The 18,448-nt window shown below is 72.7% G+C and carries 16 protein-coding genes; 9 read left to right on the top strand and 7 right to left on the bottom strand.

Going from position 1 to position 18,448, the window contains the following annotated elements; translation table 11 throughout:
* The first annotated feature begins 445 nt into the window (after window positions 1-445).
* Window positions 446-1,780: a PrsW family intramembrane metalloprotease gene (locus Asera_RS03650; protein ID WP_169745916.1), complete on the top strand. Its 1,335-nt coding sequence runs from the start codon at window positions 446-448 to the stop codon at window positions 1,778-1,780.
* Between the two features lie 52 nt (window positions 1,781-1,832).
* Here the strand turns inward: Asera_RS03650 and Asera_RS03645 are convergent, their stop codons facing one another.
* Window positions 1,833-2,966: an epoxide hydrolase family protein gene (locus tag Asera_RS03645; protein WP_030449423.1), complete on the bottom strand. Its 1,134-nt coding sequence runs from the start codon at window positions 2,964-2,966 to the stop codon at window positions 1,833-1,835.
* A gap of 1 nt (window position 2,967) precedes the next feature.
* The gene (locus Asera_RS03640) at window positions 2,968-3,777 is read right to left on the bottom strand and encodes a phosphodiesterase (protein ID WP_030449424.1); all 810 of its coding nucleotides are present in this window, start codon (window positions 3,775-3,777) and stop codon (window positions 2,968-2,970) included.
* 210 nt (window positions 3,778-3,987) lie between these two features.
* On the opposite strand from Asera_RS03640, the gene Asera_RS03635 reads away from it, so the two are divergent.
* The 4 genes from Asera_RS03635 (at window position 3,988) to Asera_RS33505 (ending at window position 9,432) form a co-directional block, all read left to right on the top strand.
* A complete protein-coding gene (locus Asera_RS03635) occupies window positions 3,988-4,980 on the top strand; it encodes a helix-turn-helix transcriptional regulator (RefSeq protein ID WP_030449425.1) in 993 nt (330 codons plus the stop codon).
* A complete protein-coding gene (locus tag Asera_RS03630) occupies window positions 4,971-5,753 on the top strand; it encodes an endonuclease/exonuclease/phosphatase family protein (protein WP_051802987.1) in 783 nt (260 codons plus the stop codon). Before Asera_RS03635 ends, Asera_RS03630 begins: the two co-directional genes overlap by 10 nt.
* A gap of 133 nt (window positions 5,754-5,886) precedes the next feature.
* Window positions 5,887-7,140 (top strand): type VII secretion-associated serine protease mycosin, encoded by a 1,254-nt coding sequence (gene mycP, locus Asera_RS03625; RefSeq protein ID WP_425305937.1) that lies wholly within the window; start codon window positions 5,887-5,889, stop codon window positions 7,138-7,140.
* Between the two features lie 447 nt (window positions 7,141-7,587).
* Window positions 7,588-9,432 (top strand): serine/threonine-protein kinase, encoded by a 1,845-nt coding sequence (locus Asera_RS33505; protein WP_051802989.1) that lies wholly within the window; start codon window positions 7,588-7,590, stop codon window positions 9,430-9,432.
* Between the two features lie 5 nt (window positions 9,433-9,437).
* Here the strand turns inward: Asera_RS33505 and Asera_RS03615 are convergent, their stop codons facing one another.
* The 5 genes from Asera_RS03615 to nth form a co-directional block, all read right to left on the bottom strand.
* Window positions 9,438-10,625 carry a MarP family serine protease gene (locus Asera_RS03615; protein WP_030449428.1) on the bottom strand — a complete coding sequence of 396 codons (1,188 nt, stop codon included), beginning with the start codon at window positions 10,623-10,625 and terminating at the stop codon, window positions 9,438-9,440.
* A gap of 73 nt (window positions 10,626-10,698) precedes the next feature.
* Entirely contained in the window at window positions 10,699-11,079 is a 381-nt protein-coding gene (locus tag Asera_RS03610; protein WP_030449429.1) for a cupredoxin domain-containing protein, read from the bottom strand.
* A 235-nt stretch (window positions 11,080-11,314) separates the two neighbouring features.
* Complete coding sequence (locus Asera_RS03605; protein WP_244843721.1) at window positions 11,315-11,962, bottom strand: NUDIX hydrolase; 648 nt, start codon at window positions 11,960-11,962, stop codon at window positions 11,315-11,317.
* 43 nt (window positions 11,963-12,005) lie between these two features.
* Window positions 12,006-12,584 carry a TlpA family protein disulfide reductase gene (locus Asera_RS03600; protein ID WP_244844140.1) on the bottom strand — a complete coding sequence of 193 codons (579 nt, stop codon included), beginning with the start codon at window positions 12,582-12,584 and terminating at the stop codon, window positions 12,006-12,008.
* Between the two features lie 95 nt (window positions 12,585-12,679).
* A complete protein-coding gene (gene nth, locus Asera_RS03595) occupies window positions 12,680-13,369 on the bottom strand; it encodes an endonuclease III (protein WP_084132783.1) in 690 nt (229 codons plus the stop codon).
* Window positions 13,370-13,588: 219 nt separating this feature from the next.
* On the opposite strand from nth, the gene Asera_RS03590 reads away from it, so the two are divergent.
* The 4 genes from Asera_RS03590 (at window position 13,589) to Asera_RS03575 (ending at window position 18,436) form a co-directional block, all read left to right on the top strand.
* Entirely contained in the window at window positions 13,589-14,878 is a 1,290-nt protein-coding gene (locus tag Asera_RS03590) for a Gfo/Idh/MocA family protein (protein WP_035298607.1), read from the top strand.
* 307 nt (window positions 14,879-15,185) lie between these two features.
* On the top strand, window positions 15,186-16,145 hold the full coding sequence (locus tag Asera_RS03585; RefSeq protein WP_030449434.1) for a carbohydrate ABC transporter permease: 960 nt from the start codon (window positions 15,186-15,188) through the stop codon (window positions 16,143-16,145).
* On the top strand, window positions 16,142-17,005 hold the full coding sequence (locus Asera_RS03580) for a carbohydrate ABC transporter permease (protein WP_030449435.1): 864 nt from the start codon (window positions 16,142-16,144) through the stop codon (window positions 17,003-17,005). Before Asera_RS03585 ends, Asera_RS03580 begins: the two co-directional genes overlap by 4 nt.
* Window positions 17,006-17,278: 273 nt before the next feature.
* A complete protein-coding gene (locus Asera_RS03575; protein ID WP_212804497.1) occupies window positions 17,279-18,436 on the top strand; it encodes an ABC transporter substrate-binding protein in 1,158 nt (385 codons plus the stop codon).
* Window positions 18,437-18,448 lie beyond the last annotated feature (12 nt).

Here is an 18,448-nt window from a genome sequence, read left to right as displayed (position 1 = left end):
CCTCCCGCCCTCTGGGACGCCCGGCACACCGGACCCGGCGCGGCAGCCGTCCGACGGCGCGCCGCGACCCGGCGACGGCTCACCGTGGGCCCGTCCCGCCGAACACTCGACGCCGGCCGACGCCGGTCGGGACGGTGCACCGGGTCCGGCCGGCCAGCCCGGGGCGGACCGCACCACGGAGCCGGTCGACACACCCGGGTGGCGGCCACCTTCGACCCCACCAACCTCCGGCGCACCGACCTCGGGGGCACCGGACGCCGCGCGCGGCGGCCCGGCGGTCGCGCCGGGCGGACACCCGAGCGCCGGACCTGGCGGACACCCGAGCGCCGGACCGGGCGGGCAGCCGACCGTGGGGCCGGGCGGGAACCCGAGCGTGGGACCCGCCGGGCGGGCGGCGGTCCCGCCGGGCGGGCCGCCGAGCGCCGGGCCGGGCGGGCAGCCGATCGTGGGGACCGGCGGGCACCCGTTCGGGCCGCCGGTGGTGGCGGTGCTGGACGCCCCGAAGCGTGGCCGGTTCGACTGGGTACGGCTCTGGAAGATGACCGGCGTGATCGCGCCGATCGTGGTCGGCGCGCTGGTGCTGATCCTCGCCGTGGGTACCAACATCGGGCCGAAGGCGTTCGCGATCGGGCTGGCCGTGGCCGTCATCCCGGTTCCGTTCCTGGTCGGCTGCTTCCTGTGGCTGGACCGGTACGAACCGGAGCCGTGGAAGTACCTCGCGTTCGTGTTCGGCTGGGGCGCCTGCGTCGCCACCTCGGCGGCGCTCGGCGTGAACACGCTCGGGTCGTACCTGTTCGAGCAGGCCGGGATGTCCGGCAACGCCGACGCCGTGCTCGTCGCGCCGTTCATCGAGGAGACGATGAAGGCGCTCGGCCCGGTACTGCTGCTGTACTTCTTCCATCGCAAGAAGCGGCAGCCGATCAATGTGGTCGACGGGATCATCTACTTCGGCCTGTCCGCGACCGGGTTCGCGATGGCGGAGAACATCCTCTACCTCGGCGGCATCTACGTGACCGGTTCGAAGGAGGGCGGCGCGGTCACCGGCGCGCTGATGGTGGTGATGCTGTTCGTGGTGCGGATCGGCATCTCCGGCTTCGCGCACCCGCTGTTCACCTCGATGACCGGCATCGGCTTCGGTCTCGCCGCCCGGGCCCGGGACAGGCGGGTGCGCTACCTCGCGCCGCTGGCCGGCTGGTTCGCCGCGATGAGCCTGCACTCCACCTGGAACCTCATCTCCACGCTCGGGCCGCAGGCGCTGCTCACCGGGTACGCCGTGGTGATGGCGCCGATCTTCTTCGCCGCGGTGGGTGTCGCGCTGTGGGCGCGCGGCCGGCAGGGGCGGCAGATGGCCCGGATGCTCCGCCCGTACGTACCGGCCGGGTGGCTGTCGCCGCCGGAGCTGGCGGCGCTGGCCACGATGACCCGGCGGATGGCGGCCCGGCGCTGGGCGAAGCGGGTCGCCGGGCCGCAGGGCGCCCGGGCGATGGAGGAGTACCAGTTCGCGCTGTCCACGCTGGCGCTCGCCCGGGACTCGGCGCTGGCCGGCTTCGGCGCCGACACGTTCGCCGAGCGGGAACGCGAGCTGCTGACCAAGGCGATCGGGCTGCGCCAGGTCTTCACCGGCCGGGACCGGACCGTACCGCCGGCGTTCTGGGACGGGGTGAACTACCACATCCGGTTCCCCGACGGCACGGTCCGCCAGCTCCCCCCGCCGCAGCGCCCGGTCGTCCCGGTGCCGGTGCTCACCGGCTACCCCCATCCCGGCCAGGGCTGGTGGTGACCGGCACCGCACCGAGCGCCGGGCGGCCGGGCGGCCGGGACCTGCGGAGCCGTCAGCGGCGGCCGCGGAAGAAGGCGGCCAGGTCGGCGGCGAGCAGCGCCGGCTCCTCGTACGCGGCGAAGTGGCCGCCGCGCGGCATCTCGGTGTACCGCTCGACCCGGTAGACGCGCTCGGCCCAGCGGCGCGGCGGGCGGCTCAGATCGGCGGGGAACACCGCCACCGCGGTCGGCACCTCGACCCGGCGGACCGGCGGGACCAGGCCGCGGCCGAACTCGTGGTACGGCCGGAACGACGACGAGATCGCGTTGCCGTACCAGTAGAGCGAGGCCTGGGTGAGCACGAAGTCGTCGTCGAACCGGCTGGCGAGTTCGCCGTGGCTGTCGCTCCAGGCCCGGTACTTCTCCACGATCCAGGCGAGCAGCCCGACCGGCGAGTCGGCCAGCGCGGGTGCGAGCGACATCGGCCGGGTCTGCTGTTCGTGCTGGTAGCCGCCTTCCGTCGCGGTCCACCGCGCGACCGACGCCAGGTACTCGCGCTCGTCTGGATCGAGGTCGTCGTCGGCCACCCCGGTCGGCGGCGACACCGCGAGCAGGTGGATCCCGACAACCGACTCCGGGTACGCCTCGCCGAGCCGGGACGTGACCCCGGCGCCGAGGTCGCCACCGTGCGCGCCGTACCGGCCGAAGCCGAGCTCGTCGTGCATCAGCCGGTGCCACAGCTCGTGCGTCGGCAGGTCGGACGGGAACGTCGGGCGCGGCGCCGAGAACGGGAAGCCGGGCAGCGCCGGCACGATCACCGTGTACGCGTCCGCCGCGCTGCCACCGTGCTCGCTCGGCGCCGACAGCCGGCGGGCCAGCTCGACCAGCTCCAGCACGGTGCTCGGCCAGCCGTGCGTCAGCATCAGCGGCAACGCGTCCGGGCGTTCGGCGTCGAAGCGCAGGTAGTGCACGTCGGCGCCGGCGATGTCGGTGACGAATCCGGGCAGCTCGTTGATCGCCGCCTCCCGCGCCCGCCAGTCGTACCCGTCGGCCCAGCGATCGGCGAGGCGCCGCAGCTCGGCCGGATCGGTACCCGCCGTCCAGCCGGCACCGGGCACCGGCGTCGCCCACCGGGTACCGCGAACCCGTCGGCGCAGCTCGTCGAGCTCCGCGTCCGGCACCCGGAGTACGAACCGCCGGGATCCCATCTCAGTAGCCCTGTACCGGTGCGGCGGCGTGGCTGACCTGGACCAGGTGGGTGACGCAGGTGTCCCCGGTCAGGTCGTGCAGCAGGAACCCGGTGGGCTCGTGCACGTATCCGAACGGGGCCTCGGAGCGGGTGCACAGGTCGATCTGCCGGTACGTGCTGGGGGCCACCGAGAGGGTGGAACCGGCGAAGTTGGCGCTCACCGTACGGTGCAGGTGGCCGGCGAGGACCCGGACCACGTTGCGGTGCCGGGCGATCACCTCGGCGAAGTCGGGCCCGTCGGTGAGCCGGATGCCGTCCATGAACGGGATGCCGACCTCGATCGGCGGGTGGTGCAGGCAGACGAACGCCGGCAACTCCGGCCGCCGGGCCAACTCACTGTCCAAAAAGGACAGCTGGGCCGCGCCCAGGGTACCGGCGGCGGTGCCGTCCACCTGCGAGTCGAGCACCACGATGGTCGCCTCGGGGTAGTCGACGGAGTAGCTCGCCCGGTCCGGCCCGCCGCCGACCCGCCCACCGCGACCGTCCGACGCCGCAGCCGCGTCCGGCCCGAACTCGGCGACCAGGTTCGCGGTCAGGTCGTGGTTGCCGGCCACCAGGTGTACCGGCAGCCGGAACCGGCCGAGCACCTCGCGCAGCGCCGCGTACTCCTCCGGCCGGCCGTGGTCGGTCAGGTCGCCGGTGATCACCACGCAGTCGGGCGCCGGTTCCAGGGTGAGCACCCGGCCGAGTGCCCGGTACAGCCCGGTCGCGGGTTCGGCGGCCAGCGGGCCGGTGGTGATGTGCGGGTCGGACAGATGGGCGATGAGCACGCGTACCTCCCGGAGACGGGGATCTTGGCAACCAAGCATGCCGCACCGGCCCCACCGGCATCCCGCCCGCGCAGCCGCCCCGACGATCGTCGGGATCCGTCCCGGGCTGCCAGGTACGACGGGTGCCGGCCCCCCGCTCGACGCGGGCGGCGGTCGGGCCGGGGCGAGCGACGGCGGGAAAGTGTCGGTCCGAGTGGCTACCGTGTTGCGGTGCGTGCGGCCAGGCTGATCTCGTTGTTGCTGCTGGTGCAGTCCCGCGGCCGGATGACGGCACCGCGACTCGCGGCCGAGCTGGGCGTCTCCGAGCGCACCGTCTACCGCGACGTGCGGGCGCTGTCGGAGTCGGGCGTGCCGATCTACGCGGAGCAGGGCGGCCGCGGTGGCTATTCGCTGGTCGACGGCTACCGCACCCGGCTGACCGGACTGACCCGGGAGGAGGCCGAGGCGCTGTTCCTGTCCGGCGCGCCGGCCCCGGCCCAGGCGCTCGGGCTGTCCGACGCGCTGTCCGCGGCCCGGCTGAAGGTGCTGGCGGCGCTGCCGGCCGAGCTGTCCGACGTGTCGAGCCGGGTCGGCGCCCGGTTCTTCGTGGACGCGCCGGGCTGGTTCCAGCCGGTGCGCGCGACGCCGGAACTGTCGGCGGTGGCCGACGCGGTGTGGGCCGACCGGCTGCTCGCGGTGCGCTACCGGCGCCGGGACAAGACGGTGCGCCGGGTGCTGGAGCCGTACGGCTTGGTGCTCAAGCAGTCCGTGTGGTACCTGGCGGCCCGGGTCGACGGCGCGCTGCGGATCTACCGGGTCGACCGGTTCGAGGAGGTGGCCGAGACCGGTGCGGGGTTCGTCCGCGACCCGGAGTTCGACCTGGCCGCCAGCTGGGCGCAGCGGTCCGCCGAGTTCGAGCGGCAGATGCTCGCCGAGACCGCGGTGATCCGGCTGACCCCGGCGGGCGCCCGCGGGCTGCGGCACGCGGTCGGCGCGCTGGCCGCCGCCGAGGCGCTGGCCACCGCCGAATCCGACCCCGACGGCACGCTCACCGCCCGGCTGCCGATCGAGAGCGTGGACATCGCGCACCGCGACCTGCTGCGGCTGGGCGCCGAGGTGGAGGTGCTCGCGCCGGCCGCGCTGCGGGACCGGTTCGCCGAGACCGCGCGAATGCTCGCCAAACGATACGGAGTGGACGCGGTAGCCTCCGGCTCATGCGCCTGACGGGCATGACCTACAACCTGAAGAACCCGGTGGACACCGACGCGCGGGCCTGGCCGGCGCGTCGGCCGCTGCTGGCCGAGCAACTGCGGCGCGCCGGCGCCGACGTCATCGGGACGCAGGAGGGCCATCACCAGCAACTGCGGGAGATCGCCGCCGACTCCGGCCGGTACGAGCTGATCGGCGCCGGCCGGGAAGGCGGCGGCCGCGGCGAGTGGGCCGGGGTGCTGTACGACCCGGCGGTCCTGACGCCCGTCGACGCGCAGCACTTCTGGTTGTCCGACACCCCGGAGCGGATCGGTTCCCGCACTCCGAGCTGGGGAAACACGGTGATCCGGATGGCCGGTCTGGTGCGCTTCCGCCGGTCCGACGGCGGCGAGCTGTACTGGCTGGACACCCACCTCGACCACAAGTCGGCGATCGCCCGGGAGCGCGGCGCGGCGCTGATCGCTGAGCGGCTCGGCGCGCTCGACCCGGCCGTCCCGCTGGTGGTCTCCGGCGACTTCAACTGCACCTCGGACGAGAAGCCGCACCGGATCCTGACCGACGCCGGGCTGGTCGACGCCTGGGAGGCGGTCGGCGCGCCGCCGCAAGGCACGTACGGGGGTTGGCGCGCGCCGGGTCCGGATTCCGACCGGATCGACTGGATTCTCACCCGCGGCCTCGGCGTCCGCGGCGCGCGGATCGGCGATTTCCACGACGGCGAGAGCTGGCCGTCGGACCATGTACCGGTACTGGTCGAGCTGGACCTCCCGGATCCCGCCCCGGAGCGCTGACGTGCCATCCGCCCGCCGTTGCAGCACCCGCCGGCATCCGGCCACCCGACGCCGGCCGGCCGGTTCCGCGCGCCGCGCGCGGTCCGGCCAGGACGGCCACACACCGCCGCCCGGCGCTCCCCACGCCACGCCGTTGTCTGACGCTGCCGGCGTCGTGCCGCCGCCCGGCGCTGCCGGCGTCGTGCCGCCGCCCGGCGGTGCCCGCTTGGCGGCGCTGTCCGGCGGTGCTCGCCGGGCGCTGGTCGTACTGGCGGTGGTGCTGCTCGCGGCGCTGGTCGGCGCGGCGCCCGGTGCCGCGGCGCATGCCGACCCGGACGTCCGGGCGGACGAGTGGCAACTGCCGCAACTGCACGCCGCCGACGCCTGGCAGCTGTCCACCGGCTCCGGCGTGACCGTCGCGGTCCTCGACTCCGGCATCGACGCGGACCATCCGGACCTGGCCGGCCGGGTCGAGCGCGGCATCGACCTGGTCGACGGCAGTACCGACGGGCGCAAGGACTTCGTCGGCCACGGCACGTCGGTGGCCGACCTGATCGCCGGCCGCCGGGACGGTCCCGGCGTGGTCGGCCTCGCGTACGACGCGAAGATCCTTCCGGTGCGGGTGCTCGACGCGCAGAACCGGTACGGCGACGCCGCGACCGTCGCGTCCGGCGTGCGGTGGGCGGTCGACCACGGCGCCCGGGTGATCAACATGTCGCTGGGTGGCGCCGCGTCGTCGGACGCGCTGCACGCGGCCCTCCGGTACGCGCTGGATCACGACGTGGTGGTCGTAGCCTGCGCCGGCAACACGGCGGACAAGGCCGGCAAGGGCGTCTGGTACCCGGCGCGGGCGTCCGGCGTGGTCGCGGTGTCCGGGCTGAACCCGGACGAGACGTTCTGGTCCGGTTCGGTCGCCGGCCCGCAGGTGGCGCTTTCCGCGCCGGCCGACGGGCTGATCGGCGCCCGGCCCGGCGGGTACTGGCACGTGCAGGGCACCAGCTTCGCCGCGCCGCTGGTGTCCGCGACCGCGGCGCTGATCCGGTCGAGGTGGCCCACCATGTCCGCGGCGAACGTGGTGAACCGGCTGATCGCCACCGCCGACGACAAGGGCCCGCGCGGCCGGGACGACCGGTACGGGTACGGCATGGTCGACCCGGAGGCCGCGCTGACCGCCTCGGTGGGCGAGGTCGCCGTCAACCCGCTGGACACCGAGGCGCCGAGCGCGTCGTCGGCCGGCGGTGCCGGCGGGGCCCCGACCGCGTCGCCGAGCGTGTCCCGATCCCCGCGGGCCGAACCCGCCGGCAACACGCAGACCGCGGTACTGGTGGGCATCGGCGCGGTGCTGATGGTGGCGGTGGCCGGCTTCCTCGCCCTCGCCCTGGCCCGAACCCGCCGCGACAACACCTGACATCGGCCGACCGGCGGCCGATTCCACCCGACTGCGCGCCGGGCCTGCTGAAGGTAGCGTTCAGGCACTGCTAGAAGTAGCGTTCGTGCCATGCGTCACCGATTCCGACGTTCGTCACCTGCACTGGTTGCGATCCCAACTTCCGGCTGAGACGGTCGACCTCATCGCCATCACGACGGGCAGCCGTGCTTACCGGCGACCGGATGGCGTTGCCGTTGTGCCCCTCGCTCTGCTCGGTGCGTGACGAGTCGTGCGGTCGGCCCAGGTGTGGATGCGGACCTCTTGCGGTTCCGGGGCTGCTGCGACTCGCGACTCGTGGGTGGTGCCTCGCCGCGCCGTGAGCAGTCGGGCGCGTCACTTCTAGACTGACCGCATGAGCACTTCGTCCCGGTTTGGTGTCGGCGCGGCTGCCGAGAGTGACGCCCGGCGCTCGGTACCGGGCCCGGCATGCGGCCGCTGACGCCGACCGACCCGCGCCGGCTCGGCCCGTACCCGCTGTTCGCCGAGCTGGGTCGCGGCGGCATGGGGCAGGTCCTGCTGGGCAGCGCGCCGGACGGGCGGCTGGTCGCGGTCAAGCTGATCCGCCCGGACCTGGCGGCCGACGACGGTTTCCGGGACCGTTTCCGGCGCGAGGTCGACGCGTCCCGCCGGGTGCCCGGGGTGCGGACCGCCGCGGTCGTGGACGCCGACCCGGACGCGCCGACACCGTGGCTCGCCTCGGTGTTCGTCTGCGGGCCGCCGCTTTCCGACGTGCTCGCCGACGGCGGCCCGCTGCCGGTCGACTCGACGGTACGGCTGGCGTCCGGGCTCGCCGCCGCGCTGGTGGAGATCCACCAGGCCGGGCTGGTGCATCGCGACCTGAAGCCGTCCAACGTGCTGCTCGCCGCGGACGGGCCACGGGTGATCGACTTCGGTGTGGCCCGCGCCGTGGACCACCCCGCCGGCGCCGAACTCACCCGGGCCGGCTGGCTGGTCGGCTCGCCCGGGTTCATGTCCCCGGAACAGGCGCTGGGCCAGCCGGTCACCGCGGCGAGCGACGTGTTCAGCCTCGGCGTCGTGCTCGTCGCCGCCGCCACCGGCGGTACCCCCTTCGACGGCCCGTCGGCGCCACAGACCCTGTACAACGTCGTGTACGCGGAGCCCGACCTCGGTCCGCTGCCCGAGCCGGTCCGGTCGATCGCCGCGCACTGCCTGGCCAAGGACCCGGCCGCGCGGCCCACCGCGCAGCAACTGCTGACCGCGATCGGCGCGCAGCCGCACACCGCGCGGCCCTGGCCGACCGAGGTGCACCGGCTAATCGACGCGGAGCAGGCTGAGCTGTCCCACCTCGCCAGCCAGGCCGCCTTCGTCCCGCCCGGCTCCCCGGCCCCACCCCCGACCGGCGGCGCCGGTCCGGTCAGCGGCGCCGGGCTGGTCAGCGGTGCCGGCGCCACCAGCGCCGCCGGTCCCACCAGCGACGCGGGTCCGGTCAGCGGCGCGGGTCCGACCAGTGGCGCGGGCCCGAACAGTGGTGCGTGGTCGGGAGGCGGCGCCGGGCCGGCCAGTGGGGCGGGACCCGCTGGCGCGGGCGCGACCGTGGCGGTGCCGGAGCTCGCCGGGACGCAGCCCAGGCGCGGATCGGCGCCGATCCCGCCGGCGCCGACCCGGATCGACCGCCGGCCGGTGCTCCCGGCACCGCGGCCGGAGCGTGGCTCCGGGCGCACCCGTACCGTCGTGCTCGTGGCGGCCGCGGCGGTGCTGCTCGTCGCGCTCGTCGTCGGGGTCGGGTTCGCGACCTCGTGGTTCCGGCCGGACCGGTCGACGCCGCCGCCAGGTGCGGCGCACAGCCACCGCCCGACGCCCGCCTCGCCGGCGCCGAGCGAGCGGGAAAGCCCGACGAGCAGCCCGAGCCCAACCGCGCCCGTCGCGGTCACCGGCGAGATCGACGGGTACGGCGGGGCCTGCGTGGACGTGGCCGGCGGTGCCACCGACGACGGGACCGCGATCCAGCTGCACAGCTGCAACGGCACCCAGGCGCAGCAGTGGACCGTCGGTACCGACGGCACGGTGCGGGCGTTCGGCAAGTGCATGGACGTCACCGGCGGGGCGACCGGCAACGGCACCCCGATCCAGCTGTACGGCTGCAACGGCACGCCGGCGCAGCAGTGGCAGGTCGGCGCCGGCGGCCAGCTCGTGAACACCAAGTCGGGCCGCTGCCTGGACGCCACCGGCCCCAGCGCCGCCGACGGCACCCGGCTGCAGATCTGGGACTGCACCGGCGCCGACAACCAACGCTGGAACCTCCCCAGCTGATGCGGTCAGGTACAGGAGCCGGTGTCGACGCTGCCGGTGGCGGTACGGCCCTCGCTGGCCACCGGCGCGGCCTCGGCCGCGGTGAGCGCGAACCCGGTCTGCGGGTCGTCGGCGGCCGCCGCGAAGATCACCCCGTACACGGTGCCGGCGGGGGTGACGAGCGGCCCGCCGGAGTTGCCGCTGCGCACCTCGGACCGGATCGTGTACACCTCGCGTACCACCGTGCCGGAGTCGTAGATGTTGGGGCCGCGGATGTCGCGGCGGTCGCGCACCCGGGCCGGCTCCGCGGTGTACGGCCCGTCCAGCGGGTAGCCGAGCACGATCGCGTCCTTGCCCTCGTTGGCCGGGGAGCCCGCGAACGACAGCGGCGGCGCGGTCAGGTCCGGCACGTACAGCACGGCGAGGTCGCGCTGCGAGTCGTACGCGACGACCGTGGCGCCGAGGCGGTCACCGTTCTCGTTCTCCACCACCAGAGTCTTGGTACCGGCCACCACGTGCGCGTTGGTCAGCACGTGCCGGGACGAGTAGACGAAGCCGGAGCCTTCGATCCGGCGCGAACAGCTCGGCGCGTCGCCGATCACCTTCACCACGGACTTGTGCAGCCGCCGCACCACCGCGGACGACGCGAGCGAGGAGTCCGGCGGCGGCACCGAGCGCACCTGGGTCGGCGTCAGGCCGCTGAAGACGTCAGGGAAGTCGCTGGTGTTGACCGCGTCCCGGAGCCGGTTGTACAGCACCCGGGCGCCGGACGGCATCGCCGAGTCGACGCCGTGCAGCACCGCCGAGGTACGCACGCTCTTCGCCAGCCACGGCACCGACGACGAGCCGAGCGGTACCGCGATCATCCAGGAGACGACCAGGACCGCGACGATCGACACCGCGGCGCCGCCGAGGTCGTCGACCACCTGTACCCCGCGGCTGAGGATGGAGCGGCGGATCCGGGTGCCGAGCATCGCGGCGAGTGCCTGCAGCAGCACGGCCAGGATCAGCACGGTGGCGAGCGAGACGATCACCCGCGTCGCCGGGGTGTGGAAGTGGTTGGCGGTGATCGGCGTCAGCTGCAGGCCGATCAGCGCCCCGCCGATGAAGCCGACGAACGACAGGATGCCCACCACGAAGCCCTGCCGGTAGCCGTTGATGGCGAACAGGATCGCCAACACCACGACCACGATGTCGACGACGCTGCCGTACACCCTGCGTCCCCCTCGCCTCGGCGTCCCGGTCGTGGGGTGCCAGGCCGACCAGGTGCCGGCCGGGCGAGGTTCGCTAGGAGACCTCGATGACCCCGGTCATGTGCTGTCTCACGTGATAGGTGCACACGAAGTCATACCGTCCGGCCGACGAAAGATCCACCTCGACCTCGCCCGGCTTGCCCTTTTTTACCATTCCGGTGTTCGCGTGCAGTTTCGTGACCTGCAGGTCGTGCGGGGTCGCACCGGTCGTGACCAGCGTGATCTCCAACTTCCCGGGATGCGCCTTGATCACGTTCGGGGTGAACCGCATGTTCTCGTCACCCTTGACCGTGATGTGCTGGACGCCGTTCGCACCGGTGGTCGCCGTACCGACCCGGTTGCCGGCCGACGAGCCGCCGTGGACGCCGCTGCCGTGCGCGCCCGCGAAGCCGCATCCGCCGGCGGTGAGCGCCACGCCGAGCAGTGCCGTCGGGATGACGATCCGTGCCCGCCGGCCGCCTCGGTGCTGTGCTGGCGCCAGGGTCCGAGCCGTCAACCCTGCCGACCGCGTCCGCTGACCGGCCCGGCGCTGTGCGGCAGCCGGGGCCGGAGCGGCCAACCGTGCCATCTTTCGCATGACCTCAGCCTAGAAGCCGGGCAGCGGCGCCCCGCCGCGGGTCGGACGCCGGGCGGCGACGGGCCGGCGCGGGTCAGAAGCCGGGCGGGAGCGGCTCGACCCGGGTGGTGTCCCAGGTCCGGGACCAGCCGCCGAGGTCGAGCAGCCGGGACAGGATGCCGCCGGTGAACCCCCACACCAGCATCCCGTCCAGCCGGAACGCGGCACCCACGTACCCGCTCGGATGGCGCACCCGCAGCCGGTTGGCCGGGTCGGCCAGGTCGGCGAGCGGCAGCCGCGCCACCTGCGCCACCTCGCCCGGATCCAGGTCGCCGAACGGGTGCGGAGACCGCCACCAGGCCAGGACCGGGGTGACCCGGAAGTCCGAGACGTTCAGGTACAGCTCCGGCAGGGTGCCGACGACCTGCACGGTGTCGGCCCGGATGCCGACCTCCTCGCCGGCCTCGCGCAGCGCGGTACCGGCGGGGCCGCCGTCGGTGGGTTCGACCCCGCCGCCCGGGAACGCGCACTGGCCCGGATGGTCGCGCAGGGTGCTGGCCCGCTGCAGGATCACCACGTCCGGCCCGGTCGGCCCGTCGGCGAGCAGGATCAGCACCGCGCTGCGCCGGGCGGAGGGTGTCGGCGAGCCGAACGTCTCCGGCCGCAGCGCGCCGACCCGGGTCAGCAGCGGCTGCCACCAGGCGGGCAGCTCAGTGGCGGGATCACCCGCGATCGCGCTCACCGCCGCCCCCGGCCGGTCGGGTCGGACCGGCGGTCCGGGCAGGTCATCCCAGCTCCTTCTGCACCAGCGCCGCCAGCGAGTCGGCGGTCAGCGCGGTCGAGTTGTACGTGTAGGCGAGGCTGCCGTCGGCCCGCAGCAGCAGCGTGGTGGGTAGCGCGGCGCGGTGCACGCCGGCGAGCAGTTGCTGCTTCGGGTCGTACAGCGTGGGCAGCCGCACGCCCGCAGCCCGCGCGAACGACAGCCCGGCGGCCTCGGTGTCGCGGGTGTCCACCGTGAGCACGACGACGTCCGGGTGCGTCCTCGCGTACGCCTGGATCTGCGGCAGTTCCTGGCGGCACGGGCCGCACCAGGACGCCCACAGGTTGATCACCGTAGGCTTCCCGTACGCCCGGGCGATCGGCACCGAGCGACCGTCGTGCGCGCAGCTCAGCGTGACCGCCGGCGGCTTCGGCGTGCCGGTGGCCGGACCACGCGGGGCCGGGCAGGCGGCGAACCAGGCAGCCGCCGCACCGCTCGCACCGGCGGACGGTGTCGCCGGGTGCCGGGCCGATCCGCCGTCGCCATGCCGGGCCGATCCGCCGCCGTCGCCGCAGCCCGCCGCCACCGCGAGCAGTACGAACATCACCCCCGGCAGCAGCAGCCGGCGCGCGAGACCGCCACCTGCCGGGCCGGCCGGCCGATGCGTCCGCCGGCGGCGGCCGGCGGGTCGGGCAGGGGTCATGGGGCCGGGACGCCCGCGGCGGCCGCGAGCTCGGCGACCCGCGGGCCCTTCAACAGTTTCCCGGCCGCCACCGGGTCGGTCGGGCCGGTGCCGTACGACGGGCAGAGCTTGGCGAGGGTGCAGGCGCCGCAGGCGGGCTTGCGGGCGTGGCAGACCCGCCGGCCGTGGAAGATCACCCGGTGCGACAGCATCGTCCAGTCGCGCTTCTCGAACAGGTCGCCGACCGCGAACTCGATCTTGACCGGGTCGGTCTCCGCGGTCCACCGCCAGCGGCCGACCAGGCGGCCGAAGTGCGTGTCGACGGTGATGCCCGGGACGTCGAAGGCGTTGCCGAGGATCACGTTCGCCGTCTTGCGACCCATCCCGGGCAGCGCCACCAGGTCGGTCATCCGGCCCGGCACCTCGCCGTCGTGCCTCTCCACCAGCGCGGCGCCGAGCTTGATCAGCGAGGTCGCCTTGTTCCGGTAGAAGCCGGTCGGCCGGATCAGCTCCTCCAGCTCGGCCCGGTCGGCGCCGGCGTACGCGGCCGCGGTCGGGTACCGCGCGAACAGCTTCGGCGTGACCTCGTTGATCTTCTTGTCGGTCGACTGTGCGGACAGGATGGTGGCCACGGCGAGCTGCAGCGGGTTGGTGAAGTCGAGCTCGCAGTGCGCATCCGGGTGCGTCTCGGCGAGGATGCGTCCCATTCGCCGGGCTCGCCGCTTGAGCGACAGCGGGCTCTCCGCCTCCGCGGTCGCGGCGGCCTTCGTCTCTCGGATCACCCGCCGAGCCTACGTCGGGGTACCGACGGCCCGGCCCGCTCGGGTGCCCCCGAGACGGCAGTCGTGGAGATCACCGGGGCACGGAGCGTGAACGTGGCGCGGGGCCCTTCCCTGGCCGGGCGGGCCGCCAGTAGCGTCGGCCGGGTGTCCTCACCTGTCACCCTCGCCGTCGTCGGCGCCGGAAGCCGCGGCAACGCGTACGCCCGCTGGGCGCTGGAGCACCCTGACCGGGCTCGCGTCGTCGCCGTGGCCGAGCCCCGCGACGTGCGCCGGGAGCGGTTCGCCGCGCAGCATCAGATCCCGGCCGAGCATGCGTACCCCGACTGGCAGTCCCTCGCCCAGCGGCTCGCCGCCGGCCCGCCGCTGGTCGACGCCGTGCTCGTCTGCACCCAGGACCGGATGCACACCGAGCCGGTACTCGAGTTCCTGAAGCACCGCCTGCACGTGCTGGTGGAGAAGCCGCTGGCGCCGACCGAGACCGAGTGCCGGCAGATGGTGGGCGCCGCCGAGGCCGCCGGCGTGCTGTTCGCCGTCGGTCACGTGATGCGCTACACGCCGTACACCCAGGCGGTCAAGCAGGTCGTCGACGACGGGCTGCTGGGCGACATCATGAGCGTGCAGCACCTGGAGCCGGTCGGCTACTGGCACCAGGCCCACTCGTACGTCCGGGGCAACTGGCGGCGCGCCGACGAGTCGACGTTCATGCTGCTGGCGAAGTCGTGCCATGACATCGACTGGCTGCAGTACGTGCTGGGTGAGGCCCCGACGCGGGTGTCCAGTTTCGGCCGGCTGTCGCACTTCACCCGCGCGCACAAGCCGGCCGGCGCCGCCGACCGGTGCCTGGATTGCTCGGTGGAGCCGGACTGCCCGTTCTCGGCGAAGCGGTTCTACTTCGACCGGCTGGTCCAGGGCGACCGCGGCTGGCCGCTCGACGTCCTCGTCGACGAGTTCACGGCCGAGGCGCTGGGCGACGCGCTGCGGCACGGCCCGTACGGGCGGTGCGTGTACGACAGCGACAACGACGTGGTGGACCACCAGGTGGTGAACATGGAGTACCCGTCGGGTACGACCGCGGTGTTCACCATGACCGGGTTCAGCCGGCAGGGGCACCGGGAGACGAAGCTGTTCGGGACCCGGGGCGAGCTGACCGGCGACGGCGAGAAGCTCGACGTGTTCGACTTCCTGACCGACACGCACCACATCATCGACACCACCACCGTCGGTGACGCCAGCGCAGCCGGCGGGCACGGCGGCGGCGACGCCGGACTGATGGACGGGTTCGTGTCGGCGCTGGAGACGGGCGATGCGTCCCGGATCTTCTCCGGGCCGCGCGACTCACTGACCAGCCATCTGACCGTGTTCGCGGCGGAGCGGGCCCGGCTGCGGGGCAGTGTCGAGCCGGTCTCGCCGCCGTTGGAACTCATCGTCGGCTGAGCCGGGCGGCGTGTTGCCGCCACCAGCGCCGTGCCCGCTTCGGATCGAAGCAGGTACGGCGCTGTTGTCTTTCCTGATGCTCTCGCCGGGGCCGGTCCATCCGGGGCCGGGAAGGGTTCATCGAAGTGCCGCTCGAAGGGGTCTTGCTCGGGGGATTCGGCGATGTTAACTTTGCGTGATCCAAACGGATTCTCGTGTTAGAAGTCTCAAGCACGCTGGTCACCGGGGCTTCGGCAGGTCCACTGCCGGACCCCGCGGCCGGTCGTCTCGGCTCTGGCGGCCGGACCTGAAACGACGGAGGGCTCGCATGTCAGCGGTCGACGCCCGGGCCGGTGCCCGTTCGGCCGACACGGTAGGTACCGGTGACCGTCCGCCACCACGCCGGCGGCGGCCCCGGCACCTGCGCGAGTACCTGCTGTTCCTCGCGTTCATCGTGCCGAACTTCTTCTTCGTCATCGTGTTCGCGTACTGGCCGGTCATCTACAACGCGTACCTGAGCCTGACCAGCTGGAACATGCTGGCGCCGGTGAAGGAGTTCGTCGGCCTGGCCAACTACACCGACCTGCTGACCGACAGCGACTTCCTGGACACGCTGCGGATCACCGTGATCTTCGTGCTCGGCATCGTGCTCGGCAGCATGGTGCTGGGCCTGGCGATCGCGGTACTGCTGAACGAGAAGCTGATCGGCCGCGGGTTCGTCCGGACGATGGCGTTCGCGCCGCACATCCTGTCCGGCGCCGCGATCGGCACCATCTGGCTGTTCATCTTCGACCCGAACTACGGCCTGCTGCGGCCGATCTTCGGCGCCGTCGGGCTCGCCTCGCCGAACTGGATGACCAGCTCGAAGTGGGCGCTGCCCGGGCTGATCATCGTCTACCTGTGGAAGAACATGGGGTTCATCGCCACCGTCTACCTCGCCGGCCTGCAGAACGTGCCGCGCGACCTGTACGAGGCGGCGGCGATCGACGGATCCGGGCCGTGGCACACGTTCCGGAAGATCACCTTCCCGATGCTGTCGCCGGTCACGTTCTTCCTCGTGATCACGACGACGATCGGGACCTTCCAGGCGTTCGACATCATCGCGCTGATGACCGGTGGCGGACCGGGCAACTCGACCACGATCCTCAGCTGGTTCATCTACCGGCAGGCGTTCAAGGCGTTCGACGCCGGCCACGCGGCCGCCGCCGCGATGCTGATGTTCGTCGTCCTGGTCATCATCACGGCGCTGCAGGCCCGGTTCCTCGAGCGGAAGGTGCACTACCGGTGACGACCTCCACTGTGGACAGTCCGGCCCGGCGGTCCAGCCGCGGCGGCCGAGTGCTGCGGTACGTGCTGCTCGTGGTGGTGGCGTGCGTGGTGCTGGGCCCGATCTACTGGCTCGTCACCTCGGCGCTCAAGCCGACCGCGGACATCTACACCTACCCGCCGACCTGGCTGCCGAACCCGCTGCACCTGCGGTGGGCGAACTTCGCGGACGCCTGGCATGCCGCACCGTTCGGCCGGTTCTTCCTCAACTCGCTGATCGTCACCGCGATCGGCACCGTGGGCGAGATGCTGTGCGCCACGCTCTGCGCGTACGCCTTCGCGTTCCTGCGGTTCCCGTTCAAGAAGGTGCTGTTCGGGGTGCTGCTGGGCGCGATGATGGTGCCCGGTCACGTCACGCTGCTGCCAAACTACCTCACCATCTCCGACCTCGGCTGGATCAACACGTACCAGGGGCTGATCTTCCCGGGCCTCGGATCGGTGTTCGCCACCTTCCTGCTGCGGCAGCACATGCTGACGCTGCCGGGCGAGGTGCTGGACGCGGCGAAGGTGGACGGCGCCGGCCACCTTCGCACCATGATCCAGGTGGTACTGCCGCTGTCCCGGCCGATGCTGATCACCGCCGGCGTGATCACCCTGGTGGCCAAGTGGAACGACTTCATCTGGCCGCTGATCGTCACCAACTCGACCAACATGCGCACCGTTCCCATCGGGTTGCTGTTCCTCAAGACCCAGGAGGGCTACAACAACTGGGGAGCGATCATGGCCGCTACCGTGCTGGTCATCGTGCCCGTGCTGATCGTCTTCTTCTTCGCCCAACGACAGATCGTCGCCGGCCTCACTCAAGGCGCCACCAAGGGCTGAGCCCTGAGCCCGCCCCATCCTCCACATTGGACACCACCGCGTACTCGACGCGGGAACGGAAACGGAGAACAGCATGGTTGCTCCTGCCCGGCTGAGCCGACGCTCGCTGCTGGCCGCGTCCGGCGGTGCGGCACTCGCCCTCACCGCCGCCGGGTGCGGCGGTGGTAGCGGCGGCGGCAACGGCTTCGCCCAGGCGTCCGGCGACAAGGTCCCGGACAAGTACGCCAAGCGCACCCGCGTCGTGGTCTGGCACGCGTACTCGGGAATCCCGGCGTGGCGATCACCGAGCTGGCGAAGCGGTTCAACGAGTCGCAGACCGACGTGTACGTGGAGGCCCAGTTCCAGGGCAGCTACGACGAGACGGCGCAGAAGGTCACGGCCGCGGTGCAGGCCAAGAAGATCCCGGATCTGGTCACCTTCTCCGAGGTCAACTGGCACAACTTCTACCTCAACGACCTGCTGGAGCCGCTGGACGGCTACTTCGGCTCGGGGTTGAAGCGTTCGGCCTACAACCAGAAGCTGCTGTCCGAGGGCGTGCTCAAGGACAAGCTCTGGTGGCTGCCGCTGGCCCGTTCGACGCCGATCTTCTACTACAACAAGACGCTGTTCCACAAGGCGGGGCTGCCCGACCGCGGCCCGGCCACCTGGGACGAGTGGCGCGGGTGGGCCAAGCAGCTCAAGGGCCTGAAGGTCAAGGGCAAGCAGGTCAAGATGGAGGCGTACCAGAAGATCGACGGCGACTGGCAGTTCCAGGGCTCCGTCTGGCAGTGGGGCGGCGCGTACTCCAACGGTCTGAACGTCGCGATCGACCAGGAGCCGGCGGTGGCCGCCGGCGAGTGGCAGCGCGAGCTCATCTTCAAGGACAAGATGTCCTACATGGCCGACAGCCCCAGCGTCGACTTCCAGAACCAGCTGATCGCCACCCTGGTCACCTCCACCGGCGGGCTGCAGGGGATGACGGAGGCCGCCGAGAAGGGCAAGTGGGAGGTCGGCACGGCGTTCGTGCCGAAGAAGGAGCAGCAGGTCGTACCGACCGGCGGCGGCGGCTTCGGTATGCTGGCGTACTCGCCGAAGGACCGCAAGCAGGCCGCGTGGAAGTTCATCGAGTTCTGCGGCAAGGCGGAGAACTCCGCCTACTGGACCCTGACCACCGGCTACCTGCCGGTGATCAACGCGGCGGTGGACGAGCCCGACCTGAAGAAGCGGCTCGCCAACGACCCGAACTTCTCCACCGCGGTCAAGCAGCTCGACATCGTCCGCAAGGAGGATGAGGTGCGGCTGATGGTGCCGAACGCCAACATCCTCATCTACACCGGGCTGCAGAAGATCTGGGCCAACAACACGCCGGCCAAGCAGGTGTTCACCGACGTGGCCGGGCAGCTGAAGAAGGCCACCGACAAGGTGCGCAAGAACATCGAGAAGCACGTCTGACGCTCCACCGTG

Source organism: Actinocatenispora sera, assembly GCF_018324685.1.
Lineage (GTDB): Bacteria > Actinomycetota > Actinomycetes > Mycobacteriales > Micromonosporaceae > Actinocatenispora > Actinocatenispora sera.
Note: the sequence above shows the minus strand (reverse complement) of the source record. Positions and strands in the feature narration are given on the sequence as shown.

Bases quoted from the DNA above. Each gene is read 5' to 3' on its own strand.
- nth (WP_084132783.1), bottom strand. From the start codon at position 13,369: ATGGGACGCATCCTCGCCGAGACGCACCCGGATGCGCACTGCGAGCTC.
- Asera_RS33505 (WP_051802989.1), top strand. From the start codon at position 7,588: ATGCGGCCGCTGACGCCGACCGACCCGCGCCGGCTCGGCCCGTACCCG.
- Asera_RS03600 (WP_244844140.1), bottom strand. From the start codon at position 12,584: ATGTTCGTACTGCTCGCGGTGGCGGCGGGCTGCGGCGACGGCGGCGGA.
- Asera_RS03630 (WP_051802987.1), top strand. From the start codon at position 4,971: ATGCGCCTGACGGGCATGACCTACAACCTGAAGAACCCGGTGGACACC.
- Asera_RS03645 (WP_030449423.1), bottom strand. From the start codon at position 2,966: ATGGGATCCCGGCGGTTCGTACTCCGGGTGCCGGACGCGGAGCTCGAC.
- Asera_RS03585 (WP_030449434.1), top strand. From the start codon at position 15,186: ATGTCAGCGGTCGACGCCCGGGCCGGTGCCCGTTCGGCCGACACGGTA.